Annotated in this window: 21 protein-coding genes and 1 tRNA gene; 4 read left to right on the plus strand and 18 right to left on the minus strand. The window is 72.0% G+C overall.

The genetic code is table 11. The features are described from left to right. Window positions 1-33: 33 nt before the first annotated feature. The 5 genes from ACFYQQ_RS22130 to ACFYQQ_RS22150 all read right to left on the minus strand — a co-directional run bounded on the left by ACFYQQ_RS22130 (window position 34) and on the right by ACFYQQ_RS22150 (window position 4907). Entirely contained in the window at window positions 34-1047 is a 1014-nt protein-coding gene (locus ACFYQQ_RS22130; RefSeq protein WP_388905000.1) for a hypothetical protein, read from the minus strand. After that, entirely contained in the window at window positions 1044-3347 is a 2304-nt protein-coding gene (locus ACFYQQ_RS22135; RefSeq protein WP_388905001.1) for a hypothetical protein, read from the minus strand. The genes ACFYQQ_RS22130 and ACFYQQ_RS22135 overlap by 4 nt, the downstream gene beginning before the upstream one ends. Then, on the minus strand, window positions 3344-3748 hold the full coding sequence (locus ACFYQQ_RS22140) for a DUF6507 family protein (RefSeq protein ID WP_355793815.1): 405 nt from the start codon (window positions 3746-3748) through the stop codon (window positions 3344-3346). Before ACFYQQ_RS22140 ends, ACFYQQ_RS22135 begins: the two co-directional genes overlap by 4 nt. A 101-nt stretch (window positions 3749-3849) precedes the next feature. Beyond that, a complete protein-coding gene (locus ACFYQQ_RS22145; protein ID WP_355793817.1) occupies window positions 3850-4059 on the minus strand; it encodes a DUF397 domain-containing protein in 210 nt (69 codons plus the stop codon). Then, entirely contained in the window at window positions 4056-4907 is an 852-nt protein-coding gene (locus ACFYQQ_RS22150) for a helix-turn-helix transcriptional regulator (RefSeq protein ID WP_355793819.1), read from the minus strand. Before ACFYQQ_RS22150 ends, ACFYQQ_RS22145 begins: the two co-directional genes overlap by 4 nt. A 140-nt stretch (window positions 4908-5047) precedes the next feature. Between ACFYQQ_RS22150 and ACFYQQ_RS22155 the strand changes: the two genes are divergently transcribed. Next, complete coding sequence (locus tag ACFYQQ_RS22155) at window positions 5048-5572, plus strand: ATP-binding protein (protein WP_355785288.1); 525 nt, start codon at window positions 5048-5050, stop codon at window positions 5570-5572. A 55-nt stretch (window positions 5573-5627) separates the two neighbouring features. Here the strand turns inward: ACFYQQ_RS22155 and ACFYQQ_RS22160 are convergent, their stop codons facing one another. Both ACFYQQ_RS22160 and ACFYQQ_RS22165 read right to left on the minus strand, forming a co-directional pair. Continuing rightward, a complete protein-coding gene (locus tag ACFYQQ_RS22160; RefSeq protein ID WP_355785285.1) occupies window positions 5628-7859 on the minus strand; it encodes an MMPL family transporter in 2232 nt (743 codons plus the stop codon). 147 nt (window positions 7860-8006) lie between these two features. After that, the gene (locus ACFYQQ_RS22165) at window positions 8007-8597 is read right to left on the minus strand and encodes a TetR/AcrR family transcriptional regulator (RefSeq protein WP_355785283.1); all 591 of its coding nucleotides are present in this window, start codon (window positions 8595-8597) and stop codon (window positions 8007-8009) included. A 176-nt stretch (window positions 8598-8773) separates the two neighbouring features. Between ACFYQQ_RS22165 and ACFYQQ_RS22170 the strand changes: the two genes are divergently transcribed. Next, window positions 8774-12130 carry a S41 family peptidase gene (locus ACFYQQ_RS22170; protein WP_355785281.1) on the plus strand — a complete coding sequence of 1119 codons (3357 nt, stop codon included), beginning with the start codon at window positions 8774-8776 and terminating at the stop codon, window positions 12128-12130. 118 nt (window positions 12131-12248) lie between these two features. On the opposite strand, the gene ACFYQQ_RS22175 is transcribed toward ACFYQQ_RS22170, so the two are convergent. The 4 genes from ACFYQQ_RS22175 to ACFYQQ_RS22190 form a co-directional block, all read right to left on the minus strand. Next, window positions 12249-12434 carry a hypothetical protein gene (locus ACFYQQ_RS22175; protein ID WP_355785278.1) on the minus strand — a complete coding sequence of 62 codons (186 nt, stop codon included), beginning with the start codon at window positions 12432-12434 and terminating at the stop codon, window positions 12249-12251. Window positions 12435-12556: 122 nt separating this feature from the next. Beyond that, on the minus strand, window positions 12557-13441 hold the full coding sequence (locus ACFYQQ_RS22180) for an SDR family oxidoreductase (RefSeq protein ID WP_388905002.1): 885 nt from the start codon (window positions 13439-13441) through the stop codon (window positions 12557-12559). Then, the gene (locus tag ACFYQQ_RS22185; RefSeq protein ID WP_355792049.1) at window positions 13438-14394 is read right to left on the minus strand and encodes an alpha/beta hydrolase; all 957 of its coding nucleotides are present in this window, start codon (window positions 14392-14394) and stop codon (window positions 13438-13440) included. Before ACFYQQ_RS22185 ends, ACFYQQ_RS22180 begins: the two co-directional genes overlap by 4 nt. After that, window positions 14391-15905 (minus strand): NAD(P)/FAD-dependent oxidoreductase, encoded by a 1515-nt coding sequence (locus ACFYQQ_RS22190; RefSeq protein ID WP_355792046.1) that lies wholly within the window; start codon window positions 15903-15905, stop codon window positions 14391-14393. The genes ACFYQQ_RS22185 and ACFYQQ_RS22190 overlap by 4 nt, the downstream gene beginning before the upstream one ends. A 218-nt stretch (window positions 15906-16123) precedes the next feature. Here ACFYQQ_RS22190 and ACFYQQ_RS22195 point away from each other — a divergent pair, with 218 nt between their 5' ends. Beyond that, window positions 16124-16756 carry a MerR family transcriptional regulator gene (locus ACFYQQ_RS22195; protein WP_388905049.1) on the plus strand — a complete coding sequence of 211 codons (633 nt, stop codon included), beginning with the start codon at window positions 16124-16126 and terminating at the stop codon, window positions 16754-16756. Between the two features lie 34 nt (window positions 16757-16790). Here ACFYQQ_RS22195 and ACFYQQ_RS22200 read toward each other — a convergent pair whose 3' ends face one another. Then, complete coding sequence (locus ACFYQQ_RS22200) at window positions 16791-17591, minus strand: exodeoxyribonuclease III (RefSeq protein WP_355794750.1); 801 nt, start codon at window positions 17589-17591, stop codon at window positions 16791-16793. A 58-nt stretch (window positions 17592-17649) separates the two neighbouring features. Here ACFYQQ_RS22200 and ACFYQQ_RS22205 point away from each other — a divergent pair, with 58 nt between their 5' ends. Then, a complete protein-coding gene (locus ACFYQQ_RS22205; RefSeq protein WP_355794752.1) occupies window positions 17650-18126 on the plus strand; it encodes a GNAT family N-acetyltransferase in 477 nt (158 codons plus the stop codon). Window positions 18127-18191: 65 nt separating this feature from the next. Here the strand turns inward: ACFYQQ_RS22205 and ACFYQQ_RS22210 are convergent. The 6 genes from ACFYQQ_RS22210 to glp form a co-directional block, all read right to left on the minus strand. Then, window positions 18192-18265, minus strand: a tRNA-Ala gene (locus ACFYQQ_RS22210). Window positions 18266-18355: 90 nt separating this feature from the next. Continuing rightward, window positions 18356-19666 (minus strand): gephyrin-like molybdotransferase receptor GlpR, encoded by a 1311-nt coding sequence (glpR, locus tag ACFYQQ_RS22215; protein WP_356163940.1) that lies wholly within the window; start codon window positions 19664-19666, stop codon window positions 18356-18358. Between the two features lie 251 nt (window positions 19667-19917). Then, entirely contained in the window at window positions 19918-20562 is a 645-nt protein-coding gene (locus ACFYQQ_RS22220; protein ID WP_355791909.1) for a GNAT family protein, read from the minus strand. Further along, entirely contained in the window at window positions 20559-21071 is a 513-nt protein-coding gene (locus ACFYQQ_RS22225; RefSeq protein WP_355791903.1) for a MogA/MoaB family molybdenum cofactor biosynthesis protein, read from the minus strand. The genes ACFYQQ_RS22220 and ACFYQQ_RS22225 overlap by 4 nt, the downstream gene beginning before the upstream one ends. Beyond that, entirely contained in the window at window positions 21068-21547 is a 480-nt protein-coding gene (gene moaC / locus ACFYQQ_RS22230; protein ID WP_355791906.1) for a cyclic pyranopterin monophosphate synthase MoaC, read from the minus strand. Before moaC ends, ACFYQQ_RS22225 begins: the two co-directional genes overlap by 4 nt. Window positions 21548-21696: 149 nt before the next feature. Continuing rightward, the gene (glp, locus tag ACFYQQ_RS22235) at window positions 21697-23019 is read right to left on the minus strand and encodes a gephyrin-like molybdotransferase Glp (RefSeq protein WP_356163937.1); all 1323 of its coding nucleotides are present in this window, start codon (window positions 23017-23019) and stop codon (window positions 21697-21699) included. Between the last annotated feature and the right edge of the window lie 4 nt (window positions 23020-23023).

Raw genomic sequence — 23023 nt, forward strand, 5'->3', positions numbered from 1 at the left:
GAGGGGCTCGTGGCTCCTACGTCCTGTTGCCGGTCACTCACGGCCGGAGAGGTCCTGAAGCTCCTCCAGCGAGGAGAAGACGCGACGGGACGCCGCGACGACAGCGCCGGCACGGGAGTCACCAGTCCACTTCGACAACTCCCTCAAGGCCCGCGACGGCGGCAACCCTCGCTGCTTCGCCTCACCCAGGCGTGTGAGCCAGGAGGCCGCGACGTCGAGCGCCACGTCACCGGCCGGGGTGTACGGCTCGTAGCCCGCGGCCGCGTCGCCATCAGCCGCCCACAGGTAGCCGACGACCCGACCGCCGAGAGCAACCTCGACAGACTCGACGGGCGAGTCGGTCTCGGCCGCGAACAGTGCCGTGCCTGGAGGCAGCTCCGCCTGAATCCGCGCGGTACGACGCGGAACCTCGAACATGTACCAGGAATCCAGAAGATCCGGGTCCTCGTCCGGCAGGTCCTCGAAACCGGCTTCAGTCGGAATGCCATAGGCAGTGGGGTCGGCCGGAATGACCTCCGCTTCGGTCAGCCGGCTGAGAGCGACGAGCGCGGACCTCAGACGCGGCGCGTTCTCCTGCCGGACCTCGGGCTGCTTGTGGCCGCGCAGGTCATGGGAGAGCCAGGCGTCCGAGAAGGTGTGGAGTGTCAGCGTGCCCGCGCCGCTCGCCCACGCGTCGACGGAGAGCATGAACAACTTCTCGACTCGGCGGGGGCCGCCGCCGACAAAGCTCGTCCCGGGTGTGGACACGTCGACCGTGACCACTCGGATGCTGCTCCGGTCGATCGCGGTGAGGCCGTCGAACAGCCCCTCGCCGGCACGGACAGCCTCGAACTGCGCCCGCCGTCCCTTCACACGGGCCGGAACGGCTTCCCCGTCCTTGGCACCGACCGTGAGTTCAGCACGCGCTTCACCTTCGGCGAGTCCGAGCGCTCTCAGGGTGGACCAGCCGTCGAGAACCTGCCGGGTGGCCCGAGCCAGGAGGTCGTCCCCAGACGCCTGCGTCTTGGTCTCCCACGACCAGCTGCCGACGGGAATCGTCGTAATCACAGAACACCTCGCGGATCGACCTTGGAGCCCGGCGGAATGACGATCGTCCCGTCGTCGAGCCGCAGCACGAACAGGATGCCACGCCCCTTTTCGCTCTTGAACGGATGTTCGCCACGGTGCACTTGCAGGAGTTCTTCCGGGATCCCGCGGGCTTCCCACTCGGCGATTGTCCCCTGACCGTCGATGAGCATGACCTTGCTGTCGGCCGCCGACTTGGTCAGCTGGCCCAGGTTGTCAGGCTTGGTGATCGAGTCGAACGGGTTCTTGGGGTTGTTCAACCGCTTCATCTGATAGCCGTAGCGCCTGCCCGCGTCGTCGGTCACCCTCACATCGATATCCGCCTTGATCGCCGGATTCTTGACCTCGAACTCGATCTGGCGCAGACCGCTTCGGTAGAACTGGTCCCCGAGCCGCAACTGGTCCACCGCACGCGGGAACTGGTCGGCGCGGCCGGAGCCCAGCATGGAGACGGTGTCCTTGTACCCGGGCGCCTGTGACAGGTGGCCGGAGCTGATGATGTCGGCGACTTCCCGCCCGGAAGGCGACGCACCAAGCCTCTCCACGATCTTCTCGACGACCTTGGGCTTCATGGTGTTCTTGGGGATGCCGCGAATTCCTTCGCGCAGCCGGTGCTCGGCCTCGCCGCCCAGCTCCAGAGGCTCTGGGGAAGCGGAATCGGGCACATCACCATCGGTAGGACCGCCATGGGTATTCCCGGGAACTCCCGCGTGATCGGCCGCCGGTGCGGGCTCCGGCTCGGCAGGCAAGCCGTGGCCGGTATCGGAACCACCGCTGCCGTGCCCGCCCCCCGAGTGCGTCCCCGACCCGGCTTGCTGGGGCCCGTGCCCGCCACCCGAGTCCACGTGCCCGGCGTGGGCACTGTCGTGAGGACTCATTCGGTCCGCGGCGTCGTGCGAGGCCTGGGAAGGAAGGTCGTCGCCCGTGCGGGCCGTGGCCTCCGGGGCGCGGGCTCCCGCGCCGACCAGGTCCCGGGGGCGCGCGGTCTCGACCTTCGGAGCCCGGGCCGCGGCCGACGGCTCGTGCGGGGCCGGGCTCGTGTCGGCGACGCCCCCGCGGCCGGGGATGAACTCACCGTCCGAGACGCGCAACTGCGACCCGTCGGAGAGACGTATGACGCTGTGCGCGGCCTCCGAGGCACCGGCCACGTCCGTGGCCGCTCGGATGCCGGAAGTCAGCTCGGAGACCTTAGGGAGAATCCGCGCCGCCGCTCCCACCGTCCTCGTCGCCGCGCCGATCGGGTCGAGGACCTCTCCGATCTTGGCCAGGCCGCCCGCGACCCGCGCGCCCGCACCCGCCTTACCCGCCGCGCCACCCGCTCTGGACGCCGCACCCAGGGGGCCCGCTCCGAGCGTGAGGCCGTTGAAGACGACGGTGCCGGCGGCCTTCGCCGGGTTCGTCCCCCAGTCGTCCCACCCGACCAAGGACTTGGCGAACTCCTTCGCGTACGGCCTGTTCTCGTCCAGCAACCGGTCGAACCCCGGACTGAGGTCGTCCCGTTCGTTCAACGGATCCAGCGCGTAGCCGCCGATGCCGATGAACACCCTTCCCAGGCCGTCCCTCGTCGCGTCCCCCTCCTCACCCGGGCTGAAGAGATTCACCAGACCCTCCACCGCGCCCGCGGCGTTGTCGTAGACGCTGACGCCGAACTCCCTTAGGTGGTAGTCCATTCCGAAGGGCAGCGAGGTGTGGTGTGCCGGGCTGCCCCAGGGAAGCTCGTCGGCCTGCCCCAGCTGGTCTGCACTGAAGCCATAGGCGTTCTTCTGCTTCGGACTCCCGTCGTCGATGTGCCACCGCGTCCCCTGAACCGTCGCGGTGATCCTGTCGGCGCAGGCCACCTCGGCCGCCTGGAAGGCCGCGACAGCCGCGTTCACTCCGTTCCAGATCGCCTGGTGCTCGTCGACTTTGTCCTGATCACTCGTCCAGTCCCGGAAGGCGCCCTGATCACCCTGAACGGATTCCACGAACACCGCTGCTTGTCCGCGCAGCGACTCCAGTCGCTTGACGATCTCGGCGACTTCGACCACGTAGTCGGACAGCGCGCCCGCAACCGTCTCCAGGTCGTCCGCGAAAGAACTCGCCGTTTCCTCCACGGCCTGAGTGGTCGCGAACAGCTGTCCCGCTTCGGGGGCGCTATAGGAAGCGTCGAGATGCTGGAAGCGCGCGTTCACATCAGCACCGTGCTCGCGTATCGCCTGCGCCGCCTGGCGCATCAAACCGATCTCGCGCTGGAGTTCGACCAGATCTCCGGTGAAGGTCGGTATCTTCTCCGGACTGATCACTCGCCGCCGCCCGCCTTCTTATGAGCGGCCGCCAGCAATGACGTCACATCCGGCGCCAACATCGCCTGGCGCTGGGCGTTCCAAGCCTGCTCCAGGTTCCCCGCGACATAGGCGTTGGTCGCCTCCACCGCCCCGTTTGCCGAGTTGCTCGCACGTAACGGCAAAAAGGCCACGTCCGTCTCGGTCCCCTGGACGAACTGGCCCAGCGCCACGGCGACGAGGCCTGCCGCCTGGCCGGCGGCACCCGCCTCACCGCCGAACGTCAGGGTCCCGGCCGACTCCATGGCACCCTGCACGGACTGGCCGTACAGCGTGATTCCCGCGTTCATTCCGTCGGCGGAGTCCCGCACCTTGGAGATCACCGACTGCACTCCTGCGGGCGCGATGTCCCAGCCTGTCACGCCAACCCCCGTGATTCACGCGTGTGTTCAGGAGATCCATGTGTATCAGGGGGTCATTGCAGTCGCAATGCATATCCGGCCAACGCGGGGGGCACGTCCTCCTACTCGGCGGACACGTACCCCACGAACTCCACCCACGCGACCGGGGCCACCGTGACGCGAGGGCCCCGGGTGTTCTTGGAATCTCGGATGTGGATCGTCGACGGGGTGGTGGCTATCTCGACACACTCGCTGCTGTTACTGCTGTCGCTGTAGCTGCTTCTGATCCACGTCAGCCCGGCGACGGTCTCGACAGAGGTCCCAAGTGTCATGTCTCTCCCAGCACTTGCTCGATGAAGGCCGTCGACTCCCGGGGCGTGAGAGCCTGAGCCCGGATCATGCCATGGCGTAACTCCAGGATCCGAAGCTGCCTCGGTTCGCACACCGCACGGCCGCTGAACGCCCCCTCGGAGCGCCCCACTGCCGAGCCGTCCTCGAACTTCAGGACCTGGGTCTCGCCCTGCATACCCGCGTGCTCCTCGCGGTCCGTAGGCATCACCTGAACGGTGACGTTCCTCAACTGCGCAACTTCCAGCAGGCGTTCGAGCTGGCGGCGCATCACCATTCTCCCCCCGAGGGGCCGCCGTAGCGTCACCTCTTCCTGGACGAAGACGAGAGCGGGAGCGGGGTCGCGGTCGTAGACGGACTGCCGTGCCATGCGTGCCGCCACCGCCCGCTCGACCTCGTCACGTGAATACGCGGGCTGGCGCATCTCGAAGAGGGCGCGAGCGTACTGCTCCGTCTGCAAGAGACCATGCAGGTTGTGGTCGCCGTAGGCGACAATCTCCACCGCCCGCTCCTCCAGCAGCTTCAGCTCCCGTACCTTTCTCGGGTACCGGGCCTTCTCCATGTCCTCGCGGAACGCGCGGATGCGGCCCCCCGCGTTCAGGACCTCGTCCGCCCTGTCCAGGAACTCGGGGCGGGGGATGCGCGCCCCGCGCTCCACCTTGCGGACCAGGTCCTCGCCGTAGCCGACGGCATCCCCGAAGTCGGCGGCCCGCAGGCCCGCGGCCTCGCGCCAGAGCCGGATCTGGCGCCCCGTCGCCTCCACCACCGGAGCGATCTCGTCCTCCGGGCTGACATCCCACCCCGGCTCGTCCACACCCTCGTCACCGCTCACGCCCACCCCCTTCCAACCCCCAGCCCTACCCGCACGGCACTCCGGACAGCCCGGACAGAGCGGGACAGCGAGCGGACAGTCCCCGTACGTACCGTGGTGATGGCCGCTCCGAGCGAGCGGGGTCGGCCACGCTGAGTGACGTGAATCAAGAGACCCATGGGCCGCGGCCGCAACTCGCCCATCCCCCGCGCAACTTCAGCGTCCTGCTGTCCCCCACCCCACGCGGCGCCCGCCTGGCGCGGCTGCTCGCGGTGGAGCAACTGCGCTGCTGGGAGCTGCCGTCGGCCAGGACGGCCCACATCGTGGCGGAGCTGGCCGCCAACGCCGTGACGCACGGCCGGGTGCCGGGGCGGGACTTCCGGCTGACGCTCTACGTGGTCGGCGACACGCTCCGCGTCGAGGTGACGGACACGCGCGGTGACCGGCTGCCCGCCCTCCCGCGGGAGGTGTCCCCGGAGTCCGCGTCGGGCCGGGGACTGCTGCTCGTGGACGCCCTCGCCGACCGCTGGGGCGTGTCCTCGGGGCCGCCCCCGCGCAAGACGGTCTGGGCGGAGGTGCGGATCACCGGCCCCGGGAGCGCCGGGGAGGGTCCACCTGACCCCGGCGTACCTGACCCCGGCGTACGGGATGGCGGCGTACCCCGGGACGGCGGCGGCCGCCGGTGAGGGCACCCCGTGCGGGGGGCCTCACCGGCGGCCGGCGAGAGGGCGGGAGTCCGGGTCAGACCCGTACGAGCTCCCGGTCCCCGTCGTCGTCCTTCGGGCCGTCGGAGTCGTGGGCCCGCAGCCCCTCGCCCTCGACGTCGACGTTCGGGATCGCCCGGTCCAGCCACTTCGGCAGCCACCAGGCCCGCTTGCCCAGCAGGGCGAGCACCGCGGGGACGATCGCCATGCGGACCACGAAGGCGTCGAAGAAGACGGCGATGGCCAGACCGAAGCCGATCATCTTGATCATGGACTCGCTGGAGCCGATGAAGCCGGAGAAGACGGCGATCATGATGACGGCGGCGGCGGTGACCACGCGGGCGCCGTGCCGGAAGCCGGTCACGATGGCCTGGCCGGGCCGCTCCCCGTGGACGTACGCCTCGCGCATCCGGGTCACGAGGAACACCTCGTAGTCCATCGCGAGGCCGAAGACCACGCCGACCATGAAGATCGGCATCATCGACATGATCGGGCCGGTCTCCTCGACGCCGATCAGTCCGGCCAGCCAGCCCCACTGGAAGACCGCGACGACGGCGCCGAGCGCGGCCATCACCGAGAGCAGGAAGCCGAGGGCCGCCTTCAGCGGGACCAGGATCGAGCGGAACACCACGATCAGCAGGAGGAAGGCGAGGCCGACCACGAGCGCCAGGTACGGGACCAGGGCGTCGTTGAGCTTCTGCGAGAAGTCGATGTTCATGGCCGTGGAGCCGGTGACCAGGACCGTCGCGCCGGAGTCGGCCTTGATGTCGCCGCCCGCGTCGCGGATCTCGTGGACCAGGTCCTCGGTGCGCACCGAGGACGGCTTGGAGTCCGGGACGACACTGATCATGGCCGTGTCGCCGGCCTTGTTGAAGGTCGCCGGGGAGACCGAGACGACGTCGTCGAGCTTCTTGACGGTGCCGGACACCGCCGCGACGGCGTCCTTCGGGTCGTCGGCGGCCTTGGCGTCGACGACGACCATCAGCGGGCCGTTGAAGCCGGGCCCGAAGCCCTCGGACAGCAGGTCGTAGGCGCGGCGCTGGGTGGTGGACGTCGGCTGCGAGCCGTCGTCCGGCAGGCCCAGTTCCAGCGAGGCCGCGGGGACGGCGGCGGCACCGAGGCCGATGACGCCGAGGAGCAGGACGGCCAGGGGACGGCGTACGACGAAGCGGGCCCAGCGGGTGCCCATGTTGGGCCGTTCCCCGGAGGCGGCCTCCCGTGCCTTCTTCCGGCCGCCGCCCAGCAGCCGGCTCTTCTGGCCGGCGGGCTGCACCTTGCGGCCCGCGTAGCCGAGCAGCGCGGGGATCATGGTGAGGGCGATGAGGACGGCGATGGCGACCGTGCCGGCCGCGGCGACGCCCATCTTGGTCAGCATCGGGATGTTGACGACGGCGAGGCCCACGAGGGCGATGACGACGGTGAGGCCGGCGAAGACGACCGCGGAGCCCGCCGTGCCGACGGCCCGTCCGGCCGCCTCCTCGCGCTCGCGCCCCTCGGCCAGCTCGGCCCGGTAGCGGGAGACGATGAACAGGGCGTAGTCGATGCCGACGGCGAGGCCGATCATCATCGCGAGCGTGGAGGTGGTGGAGCCGAGGTCGAGCGCCTTCGCGAGGGCGGTGATCGTGGAGACGCCGATGCCGACGCCGATCAGCGCGGTCAGCAGCGGCAGCCCGGCCGCGATCAGCGAACCGAAGGTGATCACGAGGACGACGGCGGCGATCGCGATGCCGATGATCTCGGTGGACCCGGTCTCGGGCACGGCCTGGAGGGCGTCACCGCCGATCTCGACGGTGAGCCCGGAGGCCCGCGCGTCCTGCGCGGCCTCCTTCAGGGCGTCCTTGGAGACCTCTTTCAGCTCCATGCCGGAGACCTCGTACGACACCTGCGCGTACGCGACGGTGCCGTCCTTGCTGATGGTCTTGGCCTTGAAGGGGTCGGTGACCGAGGTGACCTCGGAGCCGTCGCCGAGCTCCTCGACGGTCTTCTTCACGGCGGCCTTGTTGGGCGCGTCCGCCATCTTCCCGCCGTCGGGCGCCTTGAAGACGACGCGTGCGGTCGCCCCGTCGGCACTCATACCGGGGAAACGATCCTCCAGCAGGTCGAAGGCCTTCTGCGCCTCGGTGCCCGGGATCGAGAAGGAACTGGAGCCCGCGGTGGGCGCCGAGGCGGCGCCGACGCCGGCGAGCGTGAGCAGGGCCACCCAGATCAGGGCGACGAAGTGGCGTCGCCGGAAGGCGAGTCGGCCGAGTTTGTAGAGGAACGTGGCCACGAAGGCGTACTCCCGGTCAGGTCGTGGACGGCAGGGGGCTGGTGCGCTCACCCGATGGGGCACGGGGAACGGCAGGGGTGATCAGCCCGACGACGTGAGCGGTCGCGTCAGGTGGGACAGGGACACAACGGGGATTGGGGGGGAGGGTCAGGCGCCGAGAGCGGGGAGGACCACGGCGTCGATGTACGAGGTGAGGAAGGCCTGCGTGGGCGGCAGTTCGTCGATCATGGTGCGGGCCGCGAAGGCGCCGATCATCATGTGCATCACGTACTCCGCGGCGGGGTTGTCCGCACGGATCTCGCCGCGTTCCACGGCGCGCCGCAGCACGCTGCGCATCTCTTCCCTCTCGGGCTCGACGAGGTACTCACGGAAGGCCTTGAGGAGATCGGGGTTTCCGTGCGCCGCCATCGCCAGACCCCGCATCAGCGCGGAGTCCTGCTCCATCTGGCAGTCGTCGTGCCGGGAGGCGAGTGCGTGGAAGTCGCCCCGCAGGGACCCCGTGTCCAGGTCGGCGAGTCTGAGCGGCTTGTGGTGCCGCATCGCCCGCACGACCAGCTCGGCCTTGCCGCCCCACTGACGGTAGAGGGTGGCCTTGCTGGACCGGGTCCTGGCGGCGACGGCGTCCATCGTCAGGGCGTCGTAACCGACCTCGCGGAGCAGATCGAGCACGGCCCCGTACAGCTCGGCCTCGCGCTCGGGCGTGATGCGACTGCGACGCACCGTTGCGGCCTCAGTCATCCCACTCACCTCTCCACCTCGAACGACACCGTTCCGTACGCTCCACCGCGTCCGTACGCCACCGAAGATACCCCTCCCGGCAGCGAAACGAAACCGTTTCGTACGTGTCCTCGGTCACGACCGTACCCGGAGGCACCCGACTTGCCGCTACCCCGTCGTCGGCAAAGCATGGGGAGGTGAGCGACGAGCACGAGAAGGCGACCACCGACGAGACCGCCCCCGGCTATCTGCGTCTCCCGCACCTGAGCGGTGACCTGCTGTGCTTCGCCGCCGAGGACGACCTGTGGGTCGCCCCCCTCGACGGGGCGGGACGCGCCTGGCGCCTCACCGTCGACCGCACCAAGGTCGGACACCCCCGCTTCTCCCCCGACGGCCGCCACATCGCGTACACGAGCTGGCGCAGTCTCGTGCCGGAGATCCACCTCGCGCCCGTCGACGGCGGCCCCGGCCGGCGGCTCACCTACTGGGGCAGCGCGGACACCCAGGTCTGCGGCTGGGCACCGCCCGACAAGGACGGGATCTGCCACGTCCTCGCCGTCGCCTCGCACGGCCAGCCCTTCTCCTACTTCACCTGGGCCTACAGCGTCCCCACCGACGGCGACCCCGGCCGCCGGCTGCCCTGGGGCCCGGTCTCCGACATCCAGGTCGCCGACATCGACGGTGAGCGCAGGACCCTCCTGCTCACCGGCACCCCGCCGCACGAGCCCGCCGCGTGGAAGCGCTACCGGGGCGGGGCGACGGGACGGCTGTGGCTGCACGGACGGCAGCTCCTCGCCGGTCTCCAGGGGCACCTGCACTCGCCGATGTTCGTCGGCGGACGCGTCGCCTTCCTCTCCGACCACGAGGGCATCGGCAACCTCTACTCCTGCGCGTACGACGGTTCCGACCTGCGCCGGCACACCGACCACGACGCCTTCTACGCCCGGCACGCGTCGAGCGACGGCACCCGGGTCGTCTACCAGTGCGCCGGCGACCTGTGGATCGTCGACGACCTCGCCGCCGACTCGGTGCCGCGCAGGATCGACGTCCGCCTCGGCGGTCCGCGCGCCGGGCGGCGCCGCTACCAGGTGCCCGCGGCCCAGCACGTCGACGGCATCTCCGTGGACGAGACGGGCCGCGCCAGCGCCGTCGTCGTCCGCGGCTCCCTGTACTGGCTCACCCACCGCGACGGCCCCGCGCGCACCATCACCGACACCCCGGGCGTACGCGTCCGGCTCCCGGAGATGCTCGGCTCGGGCGGCCAGGTCGCCTACGTCACCGACGCGGACGGCGAGGACGCCGTCGAGATCGCCCATCTGCCGCGCGCCACCGGCGACCGCGCCCCGCGCCGGCCCGCCGCGGGCGACCTGGGCCGCGTCCTGGAGCTGGTGTCGGACCCGCGGGGCGAGCGCCTCGCCGTCGCCTCGCACGACGGACGGGTCCTGCTGATCGACGTGACGGAGGAGCCCGAGGAGGAGGCGGCGCCGGAGGGAGACGGCGAGGCCGCGCCGGAGGGGACCGGGGAGCCGGCCGACGCGGGCCGGGTGGTGGAGCTGGTCCGGTCCGCCAACGGGCCGGTGCGGGACCTGGCGTTCTCGCCGGACGGGAGCTGGCTGACGTGGTCGCACCCGGGGATCGGGCGGTCGCTGCGGCAGATCAAGATGGCCCGGATCAAGGACGGCCTGGTCGTCGACGTCACCAACGGCCGCTTCGAGGACGAGAACCCGGTGTTCACCCGGGACGGCCGCTATCTGGCGTTCCTCTCCTGGCGCGGCTTCGACCCGGTCTACGACGTGCACACCGGCGACCTGTCCTTCCCGCTGGGCTGCCGCCCCTACCTCGTGCCCCTCTCGTCGGCGACCCCCTCCCCCTTCGCGCTGAACCCGGACGGGCGGCCGGTCGCGGGCGGCCTCGACCCGGTCGAGGACGGACCGGACGGCGGCGGCACGACGACCGTCGAGACCGAGGGCCTGGAGAGCCGGGTGACGCCCTTCCCGGTGACCGCCTCCAAGTACTCGGCGCTGTACCCGGTGGCGGGCGGCGGGCTGGTCTGGCTGCGCTGGCCGATCTCCGGAGCGCTCGGCGAGACCTTCGCCAACCCCGACGACACGACCGGCCGCCCCACCCTGGAGTACTTCAGCATCGCCAAGGCGAAGAAGTCCGAACTCGTCGACCACCTGGACTTCTTCGCGGTCAGCGGCGACGGCAGCCGGCTCGTGGTCGCCGACGAGGGAGACCTGCGGGCCGTGCCCTCCACCGAGTCCGGCGACGGCGACTCGACCGTCTGGATCGACCTGCGCCGCATCCTGCACGAGGTCGACCCGCCCGCCGAGTGGCGCCAGGCGTACGCGGAGGCCGGCCGCCTCATCCGCGCCTACTTCTGGGACCCCGACATGTGCGGGATCGACTGGGACGCGGTCCTCGCGCAGTACCGTCCGCTGGTCGAACGGGTCGCCTCCCCCGACGAGTTCGCCGACCTGCTGCGCGAGGTGCTGGGCGAGCTCGCCACCTCGCACGCCTACGTCTCGGCCGCCCGCCGCAACGAGGGCCCGCCCCACTACCAGCGCCGGCAGGGCCTGCTCGGCGCCAACTTCGTCCGCCGCGACGGCCGGTGGACCCTGAAGCGGATCCTGCCCGGCGACTCCTCCGACTCCAAGGCCCGCTCACCGCTGGCCGGTTCGGGCATCCGCGAGGGCGCGGTCCTCACCCACGTGGACGGCCGCCCGGTGGACCCGGTCGCGGGCCCCTACCCGCTGCTCGCGGGTGCGGGCGGTACGACGGTGGAGCTGACGTTCACCCCGGCGGAGGGCGGGGGCCGCTCCCGCCGGGTGGCCGTGGTGCCGCTGGTCGACGAACGGCCGCTGCGCTACCAGGACTGGGTGGCCAAGCGCCGCGAGGTGGTGCGCGAGCTGAGCGGCGGCCGCTGCGGCTACCTGCACATCCCCGACATGGGCGGCTCGGGCTGGGCCCAGTTCAACCGCGACCTGCGCATGGAGGTGTCGCGCCCCGCGCTCATCGTCGACGTGCGCGGCAACGCGGGCGGCCACATCAGCGAACTGGTGGTGGAGACGCTGACCCGCCGGATCCTGGGCTGGGACCTGACCCGCGACGCCCAGCCGGTCTCGTACGCCTCCAACGCGCCGCGCGGTCCGGTGGTCGCCCTCGCGGACGAGGCCACCTCCTCCGACGGCGACATGATCACGGCGGCGTTCAAGCTGCTGAAGCTGGGGCCGGTGGTCGGCCAGCGCACCTGGGGCGGAGTCGTCGGCATGACCGGCCGGCACCAGCTCGGCGACGGCACGGTCATCACGGTCCCGATGAACGCGGCCTGGTTCGACGCCTACGGCTGGTCGGTCGAGAACCACGGCGTCTCCCCCGACCTGGAGATCCTGCGGACCCCGCTGGACTGGGCCGAGGGCCGCCACGCCCAGCTCGACGACGCCGTCCAGCTGGCCCTGGAGCTGCTGTCCACCCACCCCGCCGCCGCCCCGCCCGACCTCTCGGACGTCCCCGACCGCGCCCGGCCACCGCTGCCACCGCGCACGACGGGCTGAGCCGCCGCCCCCGCGCACGACGGGCCGAGCGGCGCACGGTGGCCGCGGCGCGTGGCACGCCGAAAGGGTGCCCCCCTCGCGGAGGGCACCCTGTTCCGGCCAAGGCCGGGCGCAACGGTCAGGCGTCGTAGTCCTGGTCGAGGCGGTCACGCGCGTCCTGCTGAGCGTGCTCCGCACCCTGCCGGGCACGGTCGCGCTCCTGCGACGAGCGCTCGCCCGCCTCGTCGCGCCGCTCGCCGAACTTCTTCTTCGCCTGCTGCTGCAGCTGCTCGGACTTGTCCTGGAACTGGTCCTTCATGCCCATGGAAATTCACTCCCGTAGTGGGTGAGGGGATCGGGGCTCGACCAGAGTTGCACGGGCGGACACACCGCGCATTTCGACCGATCACGCACCGTGAACAGGGGCCTGGCGAGGGGCCCGTGGGCTCACGGGGACGGGGTCCGGCGCTCCGTCTCGTCCGCCGCGCCGCCTGCGCCCACGAGCCCCTTGGAGACCCCGGTCAGCCGCGGCTCGAAGCGCCGCATCTCCCGCTGCCCCACGGCCCCGATGAGCGCCGGGAGGTACCCGCGGACGCCCTGCATGCCCCGCAGCCACCACTGCGCGTACACATGGCTCGACCGCCGCTCGATCCCGGCGACGATCCGGTCGACCGCAGGACCCAGCGGATACGTCTTGTTCGCGGGCCACGGCAGCCGCTGGCGCAGCTCGCGCATCACGTCGTCCTGGTCGGCGCCCCGCACCATGTCCGTGTCGGTCCACGAGAGGTAACCCACGCCGACGCGGACGCCCTTGTGCCCGACCTCGGCGCGCAGGCTGTGCGCGTACGCCTCCACGCCCGACTTGGACGCGCAGTACGCGGACATCATGGGGGCCGGGGTGATCGCGGCCAGGGAGGCGATCTGGAGCAGATAGCCGCGGCTCTCCATCAGCACCGGCAGGAAGGCGCGGGCGGTCACGGCCGAGCCGATCAGGTTGACCTCGATGACGCGCCGCCAGGCGACCGGGTCGGAGTCCACGAAGGGACCGCCGCTCGCGACACCGGCGTTGGCGACGACGATGTCCACCTTGCCGAAGCGCTGCTTGACCTCCTGGGCGACCCGCACCATCGCCTCGTGGTCGGTGACGTCCGCGTACCAGTGGTCGCTCTCGCTGTGCAGTCGCTCGGAGACCTGCTTGAGCTCGTCCGCCTCCAGGCCGACCAGGGCGACCTTGGCGCCGCGCGCGGAGAGCTTGCGGGCGAGGAGTTCGCCGACGCCCCGCGCGGCTCCCGTGACCACCGCGACCTGTCCTTCCAGGCTCACCCTGCTCATGCGCCCGCCTCCTTCAACTCGTCGTGTCCGAGCGGCTGTTCCTGCCGCAGGGGCTGTACGTAGGTGGTGACGAGCCCGCGGATCCGGGCGGTCACCAGCTCGGGCGCCTCGATGGGCGTCATATGGCCGAGGCCCGGCAGTTCGGTGGCGCCGACGCACTCGGGCAGCGCCGCGACCAGCGCGCGGGCGTGCACGGCGGGCGTCAGCCGGTCCGCCGTACCGACCAGCACCTCCGTCGGCACCCGCAACTCCCTTACGCCGTGGTCGAGATCGAGCAGGTCGAGCACCTGCGACCAGGAGTACCGCACCCGGCGCGGACACGCGTGCACGATCCGCGCGCACGCCTCCACCATTGCCGGGGACGAACCGGGGCCCATGGTCCCGTACTTGAGGATGCGCCTCGCGATCGGCGACACCGGCCCGAGGGGCGCCCGGGAGCCGAGCACCGACTTGGTGAGCCGGGTGCGCAGCCGTCCGGCGCGCAGCGGGATCACCAGGGACTCGGCGACCAGGCGTGAACTGCCGGTGCTGCACAGCAGGACCGCCGCCGCGTGCTCCCGGAAGGCGGCCCGCCCGGAGGACGCCATCAGCGTCATGCCGCCCATGGAGTGACCGGCGAACACGGCCTTCTCGCCGGGGGCGAGCGTCGCCCGGATCACCGCCTCCAGGTCGTCGGCGAGTCCGTCGGTGGTGCACGCGGGGCTCGCCGGACTGCGTCCGTGCCCGCGCTGGTCGTAGGCGACGACCTTGTGGTCGACCGCGAGGTCGCGTATCTGCGCCGCCCAGAAGGCGGTCGAGCAGGTCCAGCCGTGCGCGAGGACGACGGTGGGAGCGCCCTCGGGTCCGTGCACCTCGACGTGCAGCCGGGCGCCGTCGGCGGAGTCCACCGTCAGCACCCGCGCGGGCACGGGAGGCGCGTAGGGGCCACTGGTCACGTGGGTGATCGGGCTCATGCCTGGGCCTCCGCCTTCTCCTGCGCCGGGGAAGCGGCGACGGGCGCCCGCAGCACCTCGTACTCGGCGAGGTCCACGCGCCGGGTGGCGCCGCGGAACTCGGTCGTGGTGCCGGGCCAGATGGTGGTGTTGCGGCCGTTGGCGTCGAGGTACCAGCTGTTGCAGCCGCCGGTGTTCCAGACCGTGCGCCGCATCCGCTCCTGGACCCGGTCGTTCCAGGCGTCGACCGCGGCGGGGCGGGCGTCGAGCGCCACCCGGCCGCCGAGCACGTCCAACTGCCGTACGAAGTCGGCCAGGTAGTTCAGCTGGGACTCGATCATCAGGATCATGCTGGAGTTCCCGAGGCCGGTGTTGGGGCCGATGATCGTCATCCAGTTGGGGAAGCCGGCGGCGGTGGCGCCGCGCAGCGACCGCATGCCGTCCTTCCAGGTCTCGGCGAGGGTGCGGCCGTCCGCGCCGACGACCCGCTCGGCGATCGGCATGTCCGTGACGTGGAACCCGGTGCCGAAGACGATCGCGTCGGCCTCGGTGGTGGTGCCGTCGGCGGCCACCAGAGTGGAGCCGTCGATCCGGGCGAGGCCGGAGGCGACGACGTCGACATTGGGCCGGGCGAGCGCCGGGTAGTAGGTGTTGGAGAGCAGGATGCGCTTGCAGCCGATGCGGTAGTCCGGGGTCAGCTTGGCGCGCAGCTCCGGGTCCTTGATGGCGCGGGCGATGTTCCGCTTGGCCAGCTTCTCCACCAGGCCCAGTTCCTCGGGCCGCTTGGTGAACGCCTGGACCTGCAGCTCCCGGATGCCCCACAGCAGTCCGCGCCGGGCCTTGGTGGTGAACGGCAGCCGCCGGTGCAGCCAGCGCTCGGCTCCGCTGATGGCGCGGTCCATGCGCGGCATCACCCACGGCGGGGTGCGCTGGAAGAGGGTCAGCCGCTCCACCTCGGGCTGGATCGAGGGCACGATCTGGATGGCCGAGGCGCCCGTGCCGATCATGGCGACGCGCTTGCCGCGCAGATCGTAGTCGTGGTCCCAGCGGGCCGAGTGGAAGACCTTGCCGGGGAAGGTGTCGATGCCGGGCACGTCCGGGATCTTCGGGTCGGAGAGCGGCCCGGTGGCGGAGACCACGAGGTCGGCGGTGAGGGTGCCGCTCGCGGTCTCGATCTCCCAGTGCAGCTTCTCGTCGTCCCAGCGCATCACCTTCACCTCGGAGTCGAAGCGCAGGTGCGGGCGCAGTCCGAAGAGGTCGGTGACGTGTTCCAGGTAGGCGCGGATGTGCTCCTGGCCGGAGAAGGTGCGCGGCCACTCGGGGTTGGGGGCGAAGGAGAACGAGTAGAGGTGGGAGGGCACGTCGCAGGCGCAGCCGGGGTAGCTGTTGTCCCGCCAGGTGCCGCCGACGCCGCTCGCCCGCTCCAGGACGACGAAGTCGGTCACACCCTCGCGGCGCAGCCGCACGGCGGCTCCGAGACCTCCGAACCCGGAGCCGACCACCGCCACCCGTACATGCTCGTGCTCGGTCATCCCGACGCCTCCCTGCTCCGCACGACTCTGCCAGTGAACACTGGCGCAATGGGGAGACTAGAGGAGCTGCGTACTCATGGGTAGGGGTCTGCGGCGGGAAAGTTACCCCGGGTACGACGTAGGGTGCCGACGTGGCGGACGGATCAGGAGAACGGAGCCCAGGGGTGCGGACGCAGGCGCAGGCGGGCGCGTCCGAGCCGGGCAGGCGCGAGTACCGCATGGAGGAACTGGCCGCGGCGGCCGGCATCACCGTGCGCACCCTGCGCTTCTACCGCGAGCGCAAGCTGATCCCGCCGCCCCGCCGGGAGGGCCGGATCGCCTGGTACGACGAAAGCCACCTGGCCAGGCTGCGCACGATCTCGGCGCTGCTGGAGCGCGGCCACACCCTGAACGGCATCGCGGAACTGGCCGAGGCCTTCGACCACGGCCGGGACGTCGGCGAACTGCTGGGCCTCGGCGAACCCAGCGAGGAGACCCCGGTCCGCCTCTCCCCCGAGGAACTGGCCGACGTCTTCGCGGGCCAGGCCACCCCGGAGAACCTGGCCGCCGCGCTCGACCTCGGCTACCTGGGCACCGACGGCACGGAGATCGTGCACATCAGCCGGCGGCTGCTGGACGTGTCGGCGGCCCTGGTCCGCGAGGGAATCCCGCTCGCGGACGTGCTGGCCGCCGCCGGGCGCGTACGCGAGCACACCGAGGCACTCGCCGCACTCTTCACCGACCTGGTCCTCACCGAGGACCGCACGCCTGAGGACCTCGACCGCCTGCGCCCGCTGGCCAAGAGCGTGGTCGAGGCGGAGCTGTCGATGGCCCTGGACCGCCGGCTGCGCCAGTCGGGCACCACGTCCTGACCGCCGGCCGGGGCGCCCGCCGGACCGGTGGCGCCTACAGGTCGTAGACCACGGTCACGGGGGCGTGGTCCGACCACCGCTCCTCATGGGTCGCCGCCCGCTCCACCAGCCCCTTGACGGCCTTGTCGGCCAGCCCGGGCGTGGCGACCTGGAGGTCGATCCGCCATCCCGTGTCGTTGTCGAAGGCCCGCCCCCGGTAGGACCACCACGTGTACGGCCCCTCGACACCGGGGTGCAGCGCGCGCATCACGTCGACGTACCCGGCGCCCTCCCCGAAGACCCGCCCGAGCCACTCCCGCTCCTCCGGCAGGAAGCCGGAGCTCTTGCGGTTGCCGCGCCAGTTCTTCAGATCGGCCTCCTGGTGGGCGATGTTCCAGTCGCCGCAGACGACGACCTCGCGCCCGTCGGCCGCGGCCCGCTCGCGCAGGCCCTTCAGATAACCGAGGAACTCCTCCATGAACCGGATCTTCTCGTCCTGCCGCTCGGTCCCGACCTCGCCGGAGGGCAGGTAGAGGCTGGCCACGGTGACACCGGGCAGATCGGCCTCGACGTAGCGGCCGCTCGCGTCGAACTCGGCGGACCCGAACCCGATGCGGACGCGGTCGGGCTCGCGCCGGGTGTAGAGGGACACCCCGGCGCGCCCCTTGGCGGCGGCGGGCGCGTGCAGCACGTGCCACCCCTCGGGCTCCCGTACGGCGTCCGGGAGCTGCGCCGGTTCGGCCCGCACCTCCTGGAGGCACAGGACGTCGGCGGAGGTCCCGGCGAGCCACTCCACGAAGCCCTTCCTGGCAGCGGCCCGGAGCCCGTTCACATTGGCGGTGGTAACAGTCAGCACCCGCGAACGATACTTAATCCGGAGCTCCGTCCCGACGCATAGATGTACGATGCATCGCATGGATATCCGCCCGGTCCCCTACGACCACCCCGACGCCGTCAAGCTCGACGACCAGGTGCAGCTCGAATACGCCGTCCGCTACGGAGACGGGGGCGACGCCACCCCGCTCGACCCGTCGATGTTCCGGCCGCCGCTCGGGCTGTACCTCGTCGCGTACGACGAGCGCGAGCGTCCGGTGGCCACCGGCGGCTGGCGGACCCAGGACGAGAACGACGAGGGCTACTCGGACGGGGACGCCGAACTCAAGCGGATGTACGTGGTGCCGGAGGCGCGCGGCCTCGGTCTCGCCCGGCGCATCCTGTCGGCCCTGGAGGACGACGCCCGCGCGGCCGGCCGCACCCGCATGGTCCTGGAGACCGGCACGAAGCAGCCGGAGGCCATCGCCCTGTACGCCTCCAGCGGCTACGAGCCCTGCGCCAAGTTCGGCCTCTACCGCCACGAGCCGCTGAGCCGCTGCTTCGCGAAGCCGCTGTGACCCGTTGAAGACGCTGAACACGCAAGAACCCCGCCGGACGAATCCGACGGGGTTCTGAATTGCAGTGGACCTGAGGGGATTTGAACCCCTGGCCCCCTCGATGCGAACGAGGTGCGCTACCGGACTGCGCCACAGGCCCTTGCAACGAGTGAAACTCTAGCATCCCCGTCCGGGTGCTTGGAAATCCGTTCCCGGGCTGGTCACCAGGGCCACGGACGGCCGTCCCCCGTCACTCGTTGGCCGCGCGCGGCCGGTCCCCGTCCTCGTACTGGTCGAAGAGCGGGGTGCGCCCGCGCTCACGGGCCCGCCGGGCGGACGCGGCCCGGCGGGCGTCGCAGCGGCCGTCGTCGTCGGCGGCCTCCGGCCGCTCCTCGGCGGCGGGCTCGGCCTCCGGCGCACTCGGCTCCGCGGCGCTGGACCGCGCCGAGCTCCACGCGTCGGGCGCACCGAGGTCGACGCTGGGCGTGGCCCGCGGGGCGACCGGAGCGGTCACGTAGGTGGGCAGCGGGACCGGCACCGGGTCCCAGCTGTCGCCGTGTCCGGGCCGGCGCTGGCGCTCGCGCTGCTGGTCGACCCACTCCGCGTGGTCGGTCTGCTCGACCAGGGCGCGGCGGTCGGCGGCGAGCGCGGACAGGCCGGGGTCGGCCTCCGGTTCGGGCGACTCGTCGGGCTCGTCCGCGCCCGGGTCCAGGGGCGGCCGCCGCCGGGGCTGGCGCTCACGCAGCCGCTGCGCCGCGACCTCGGCCCGCTGCCGGTCCATCACGTACGTGAAGCGGCGCCGCTCCTGGGCGCGCAGATAGGCGATGTACCCGCTCAGGAGCACGGCGGGAACGCCGGGCGCCCACAGGAAGGCCAGCCCGCCGACCGCCGCGACGATCGCGCCGAGGGTGAAGGCGAGGAAGAGCATGACGGTCGTACGCCGACGGCGCGCGAGCACCTTCAGGCGCCGGGCGCGCGCTGCGGCCTCCGCCGAGGAGGCCCGGCGCGCGGCCGGCACGGAGTGCGCGACCGTCTCCGCGGGTTCGGGCGCGTCGGAGGCGGAGGTCTCGGGCCGGGCCGGGTGTCCGGACCGGGCCGACTGCCGCGGCAGGGGTCTGTCGACGTCGCGGGACGCGGGCCGGCCGGCCGCGCGCGCCGCGGATCTGTCGGCGGACGGCGTCTCGTGCCGCTCGGGGCTTTCGACCGGTACCTGGGCCTGTACCTGGGGGCGCTGCTGCGCCTGCGCCTGCGTCCGGGGCCGCGGCGGCGCGACCGGCACCTGCGGCTCGGTCGGGGGCACGGCGAAGGCCCGGACGTCCACCGAGTCGGTGGCACCCTCCGGTTCGGCGCTGGGCTCCCCCTCGTCGGCGGAGCGCGCCTGCAGGTCCTTGGCGTACCGGCGCTCCATCGCCGCCCGTCCGGACAGCAGCCGGATGGCGGTGCTGAAGCGTTCCGTCGGACGGGCCTCGTTCAGCTCGTCCTGCCTACGGAGCCACATCGGCACCAAGTAGGCGGCCCAGGCCCCGACAATGACTGCGTAGATGAGGCCGCTGCTGCTCACGCCTCACACGGTAGAGGGGTTTGCGTGAGGCCATCTGCCAATTGCGCCGGTGTGTCGCACGATCTGGCTGATATTTCGAGCTTTTTTTGTGACCGATGCGATCAGCAGCCCGCCGACACCGCCAAATTAACGCCCCCAGGTGATCGCGCGCCGATCAATTTCGAACACCTATTTCATTTATCGCCGCGATCGGGCTGTGAACCGGCCAACTCCGCATTCACAGCGTCACACGCCGTCGCGCGGGGCGTACGTCACTGGTCCCCGGGGGTGCTCTGCCGAGGTCCGTGCGCACGTCGGCGCTGCCAGCGGGCGAGCAGGCCCTCCGGCGCCTCCTCGGCGGTGAGCGCGAAGACGAGATGGTCGCGCCACGCCCCGTCGATGTGGAGATAACGCGGCCGGAGTCCTTCCTCGCGGAATCCGAGTTTCTCCACGACTCTGCGGCTCGGCCCGTTCTCCGGGCGAATGCAGACTTCCAGGCGGTGCAGTCCGACCGTGCGGAAGCAGTGGTCGGTGGCGAGAGCCACGGCCGTCGGCATCACGCCCCGCCCGGCCACCGCCTCGTCCACCCAGTAGCCCACGTGCCCCGAGCACATCGAGCCCCAGGTGATCCCCGCGACCGTCAACTGCCCGACGAGACGCCCCTGGTACTCGATGACGAAGGGCAGCATCCGGCCCGCGTTGGCCTCGGCGCGCAGATGCCGCACCATCTGCCGGTACGTCGGCCGGTGCGCCATCGGACCGCTCGGCGTGGGCGGCGGGATCGTCGCCTCCCAGGGCCGCAGCCAGTCGCGGTTGCGCCGGTTGACCTCGCGCCAGGCCCGCTGGTCGCGCAGCTTTATCGGCCGCAGGACGACATCGCCCTCCCGCAGCTCGACGGGCCAGGATGGGCTGTTCAGCTCGCACCCCCACTGCCGCTCGGTCTCGGGTGGTCGCCGCCGCGGATCTGGTCGACGGCGTGGATCAGCAGGGGCTCCAGCACGGCCAGGCCGTCCCGGACCCCGCCGGTGGAACCCGGCAGGTTGACGATCAGCGTCCGTCCCGCGACGCCCGCGAGCCCCCGGGACAGCGCCGCAGTCGGCACCTTGTCCCGGCCGAACGCCCGGACGGCCTCCGCGATGCCCGGCACCTCGCGGTCGATGACCCGGCGGGTCGCCTCGGGCGTGCGGTCGGTCGGCGAGATGCCCGTGCCGCCGGTGGTGACGACGACGTCGTACCCGGCCTCGGCGGCGGCGCGCAGGGCGGCCTCGACGGGATCCCCGTCCGGCACCACCCGCGGGCCGTCCACCTGGAAGCCGTACGAGGTCAGCGCCTCGGCGATGAGGGGGCCGCCCCGGTCCTCGTAGACCCCCGCGGCGGCGCGGTTGGAGGCGGTGACGACGAGCGCGCGGTAGGGCTGAGCGGTCATGCCCGGCTCCAGTCGCCCGACGCGCCGCCCGTCTTCGTCTCGACCCGTACGTCCGTGATGACCGCTCCCTTGTCGACCGCCTTGACCATGTCGATCACGGTGAGCGCCGCCACGCTGACCGCGGTGAGGGCCTCCATCTCGACCCCCGTGCGGTCCGTGGTCTTCACGGTGGCGATGATCTCCACGGCGTCGTCCGCGACCGACAGGTCCAGCTTGACACCCGACACCGACAAAGGGTGGCAGAGCGGGATCAGGTCGGGGGTGCGCTTGGCGCCCATGATGCCGGCGATGCGCGCGGTCGCGAGGGCGTCGCCCTTGGGGACCCCCTCGCCGCGCAGCAGCTCGACCACCCGGGGCGAGACCAGGACGCGGCCGCTGGCGCGGGCGGTGCGCGCGGTCACGTCCTTCCCGGATACGTCGACCATGCGGGCGGCGCCCGCCTCGTCGATGTGCGTCAGTCGGTCCTGCGTACTCATCTGCTGTGGCGCTCCCGGTAAGGGCCCCTCGCGGTGCGGCGCGTGGCCTGTCGTGCGCGACACGGTACCGCCAACTCGGGGTGGGGAGCGGAACGGGACCCTCCCGGGCCCGGCCCGCCAGGCGGGGACGACCCGCCCGGCCCCGCGGCTCAGCCCAGCAGGACGACCTCGACGTCGGCCCCCGGCTCGACCGAGGTCGCGTCCTCGGGGACGACGATCAGCGCGTCCGCCTGCGCCAGTGCGGCCACCAGGTGGGACCCGGCGCCGCCGACGGGCTTCACCTTCCCGTCCGCGTACGTCCCGCGCAGGAACTGGCGGCGGCCCGCCGGGGAGGTCAGCGCCTTGTCCGTGTCGAGGGCGGCCCGGGTGGTCGGCCGGTGCAGGTCGTCCAGGCCCATCAGGGCGCGGATCGCCGGGCGGGCGAACAGCTCGAAGGAGACGTACGACGACACCGGGTTGCCGGGCAGCGCGAGCAGGGGCGTGTGGTCGGGGCCGATGGAACCGAAGCCCTGCGGCTTGCCGGGCTGCATGGCGAGCTTGCGGAAGTCGATGCCGGCGCCCTCCTCGTCCTCGTCCCCGACGGAGGACAGCGCCTCCTTGACGACGTCGTAGGCGCCGACGCTGACACCGCCCGTGGTCACCACGAGGTCCGCCCGGATGAGCTGGTCCTCGATGGTGGAGCGGAGCGTCTCGGCGTCGTCGGCGACCGCGCCCACCCGGTAGGCGATCGCTCCGGCGTCCCGGGCCGCGGCGCACAGGGCGAAGCTGTTGGAGTCGTAGATCTGGCCGCTGCCGAGCTGCTCGTCGGGCTGGACCAGTTCGCTGCCGGTGGACATGACGACGACGCGGGGGCGCGGGCGCACGCGCACCGTGCCGCGGCCGATCGCGGCCAGCAGGGCGATCTGCGGCGGGCCCAGGATCGTGCCGGCCTCCAGGGCGCGGTCGCCGGCCTTCACGTCGCTGCCCTTGGCCCGCACGTGCGCGCGTGCCTGCGCCGGGCGGTGGACGCGGACCTGGCCGCCGGCGCCCTCGGGCGCCGAGCTGTGGGCGCGCATCCCCTGGACGGCGCCCTCGCCCAGTCCGCCGTCGGTCCACTCCACCGGGACGACCGCTTCCGCGCCGGGCGGCAGCGGGGCGCCCGTCATGATGCGGGCGGCCTCGCCGGGTCCCACGTAGGGCAGTTCGGCGAGGCCCGCGGCCACGTCTCCGACGACCGTGAGGGCGGCCGGGAACTCCTCGCTCGCGCCCGCGACATCGGCGACCCGGACCGCGTACCCGTCCATCGAGCTGTTGTCGAAGGGCGGCAGCGAGACCGGCACCGTGACGTCCTCGACCAGGACGCAGCCCTGGGCGTCGAGGAGTTGCAGCTCGATGGGTTCCAGGGGGCGGACGGTCGCGAGGATGTCCTCCAGGTGCTCGGACACCGACCAGAGGCGGTCCTGGCCGGTGGCGCGGGTCGCGGCGCTGCTCACGTTG

This window comes from Streptomyces sp. NPDC005496 (genome assembly GCF_042872045.1).
Classification (GTDB): domain Bacteria; phylum Actinomycetota; class Actinomycetes; order Streptomycetales; family Streptomycetaceae; genus Streptomyces.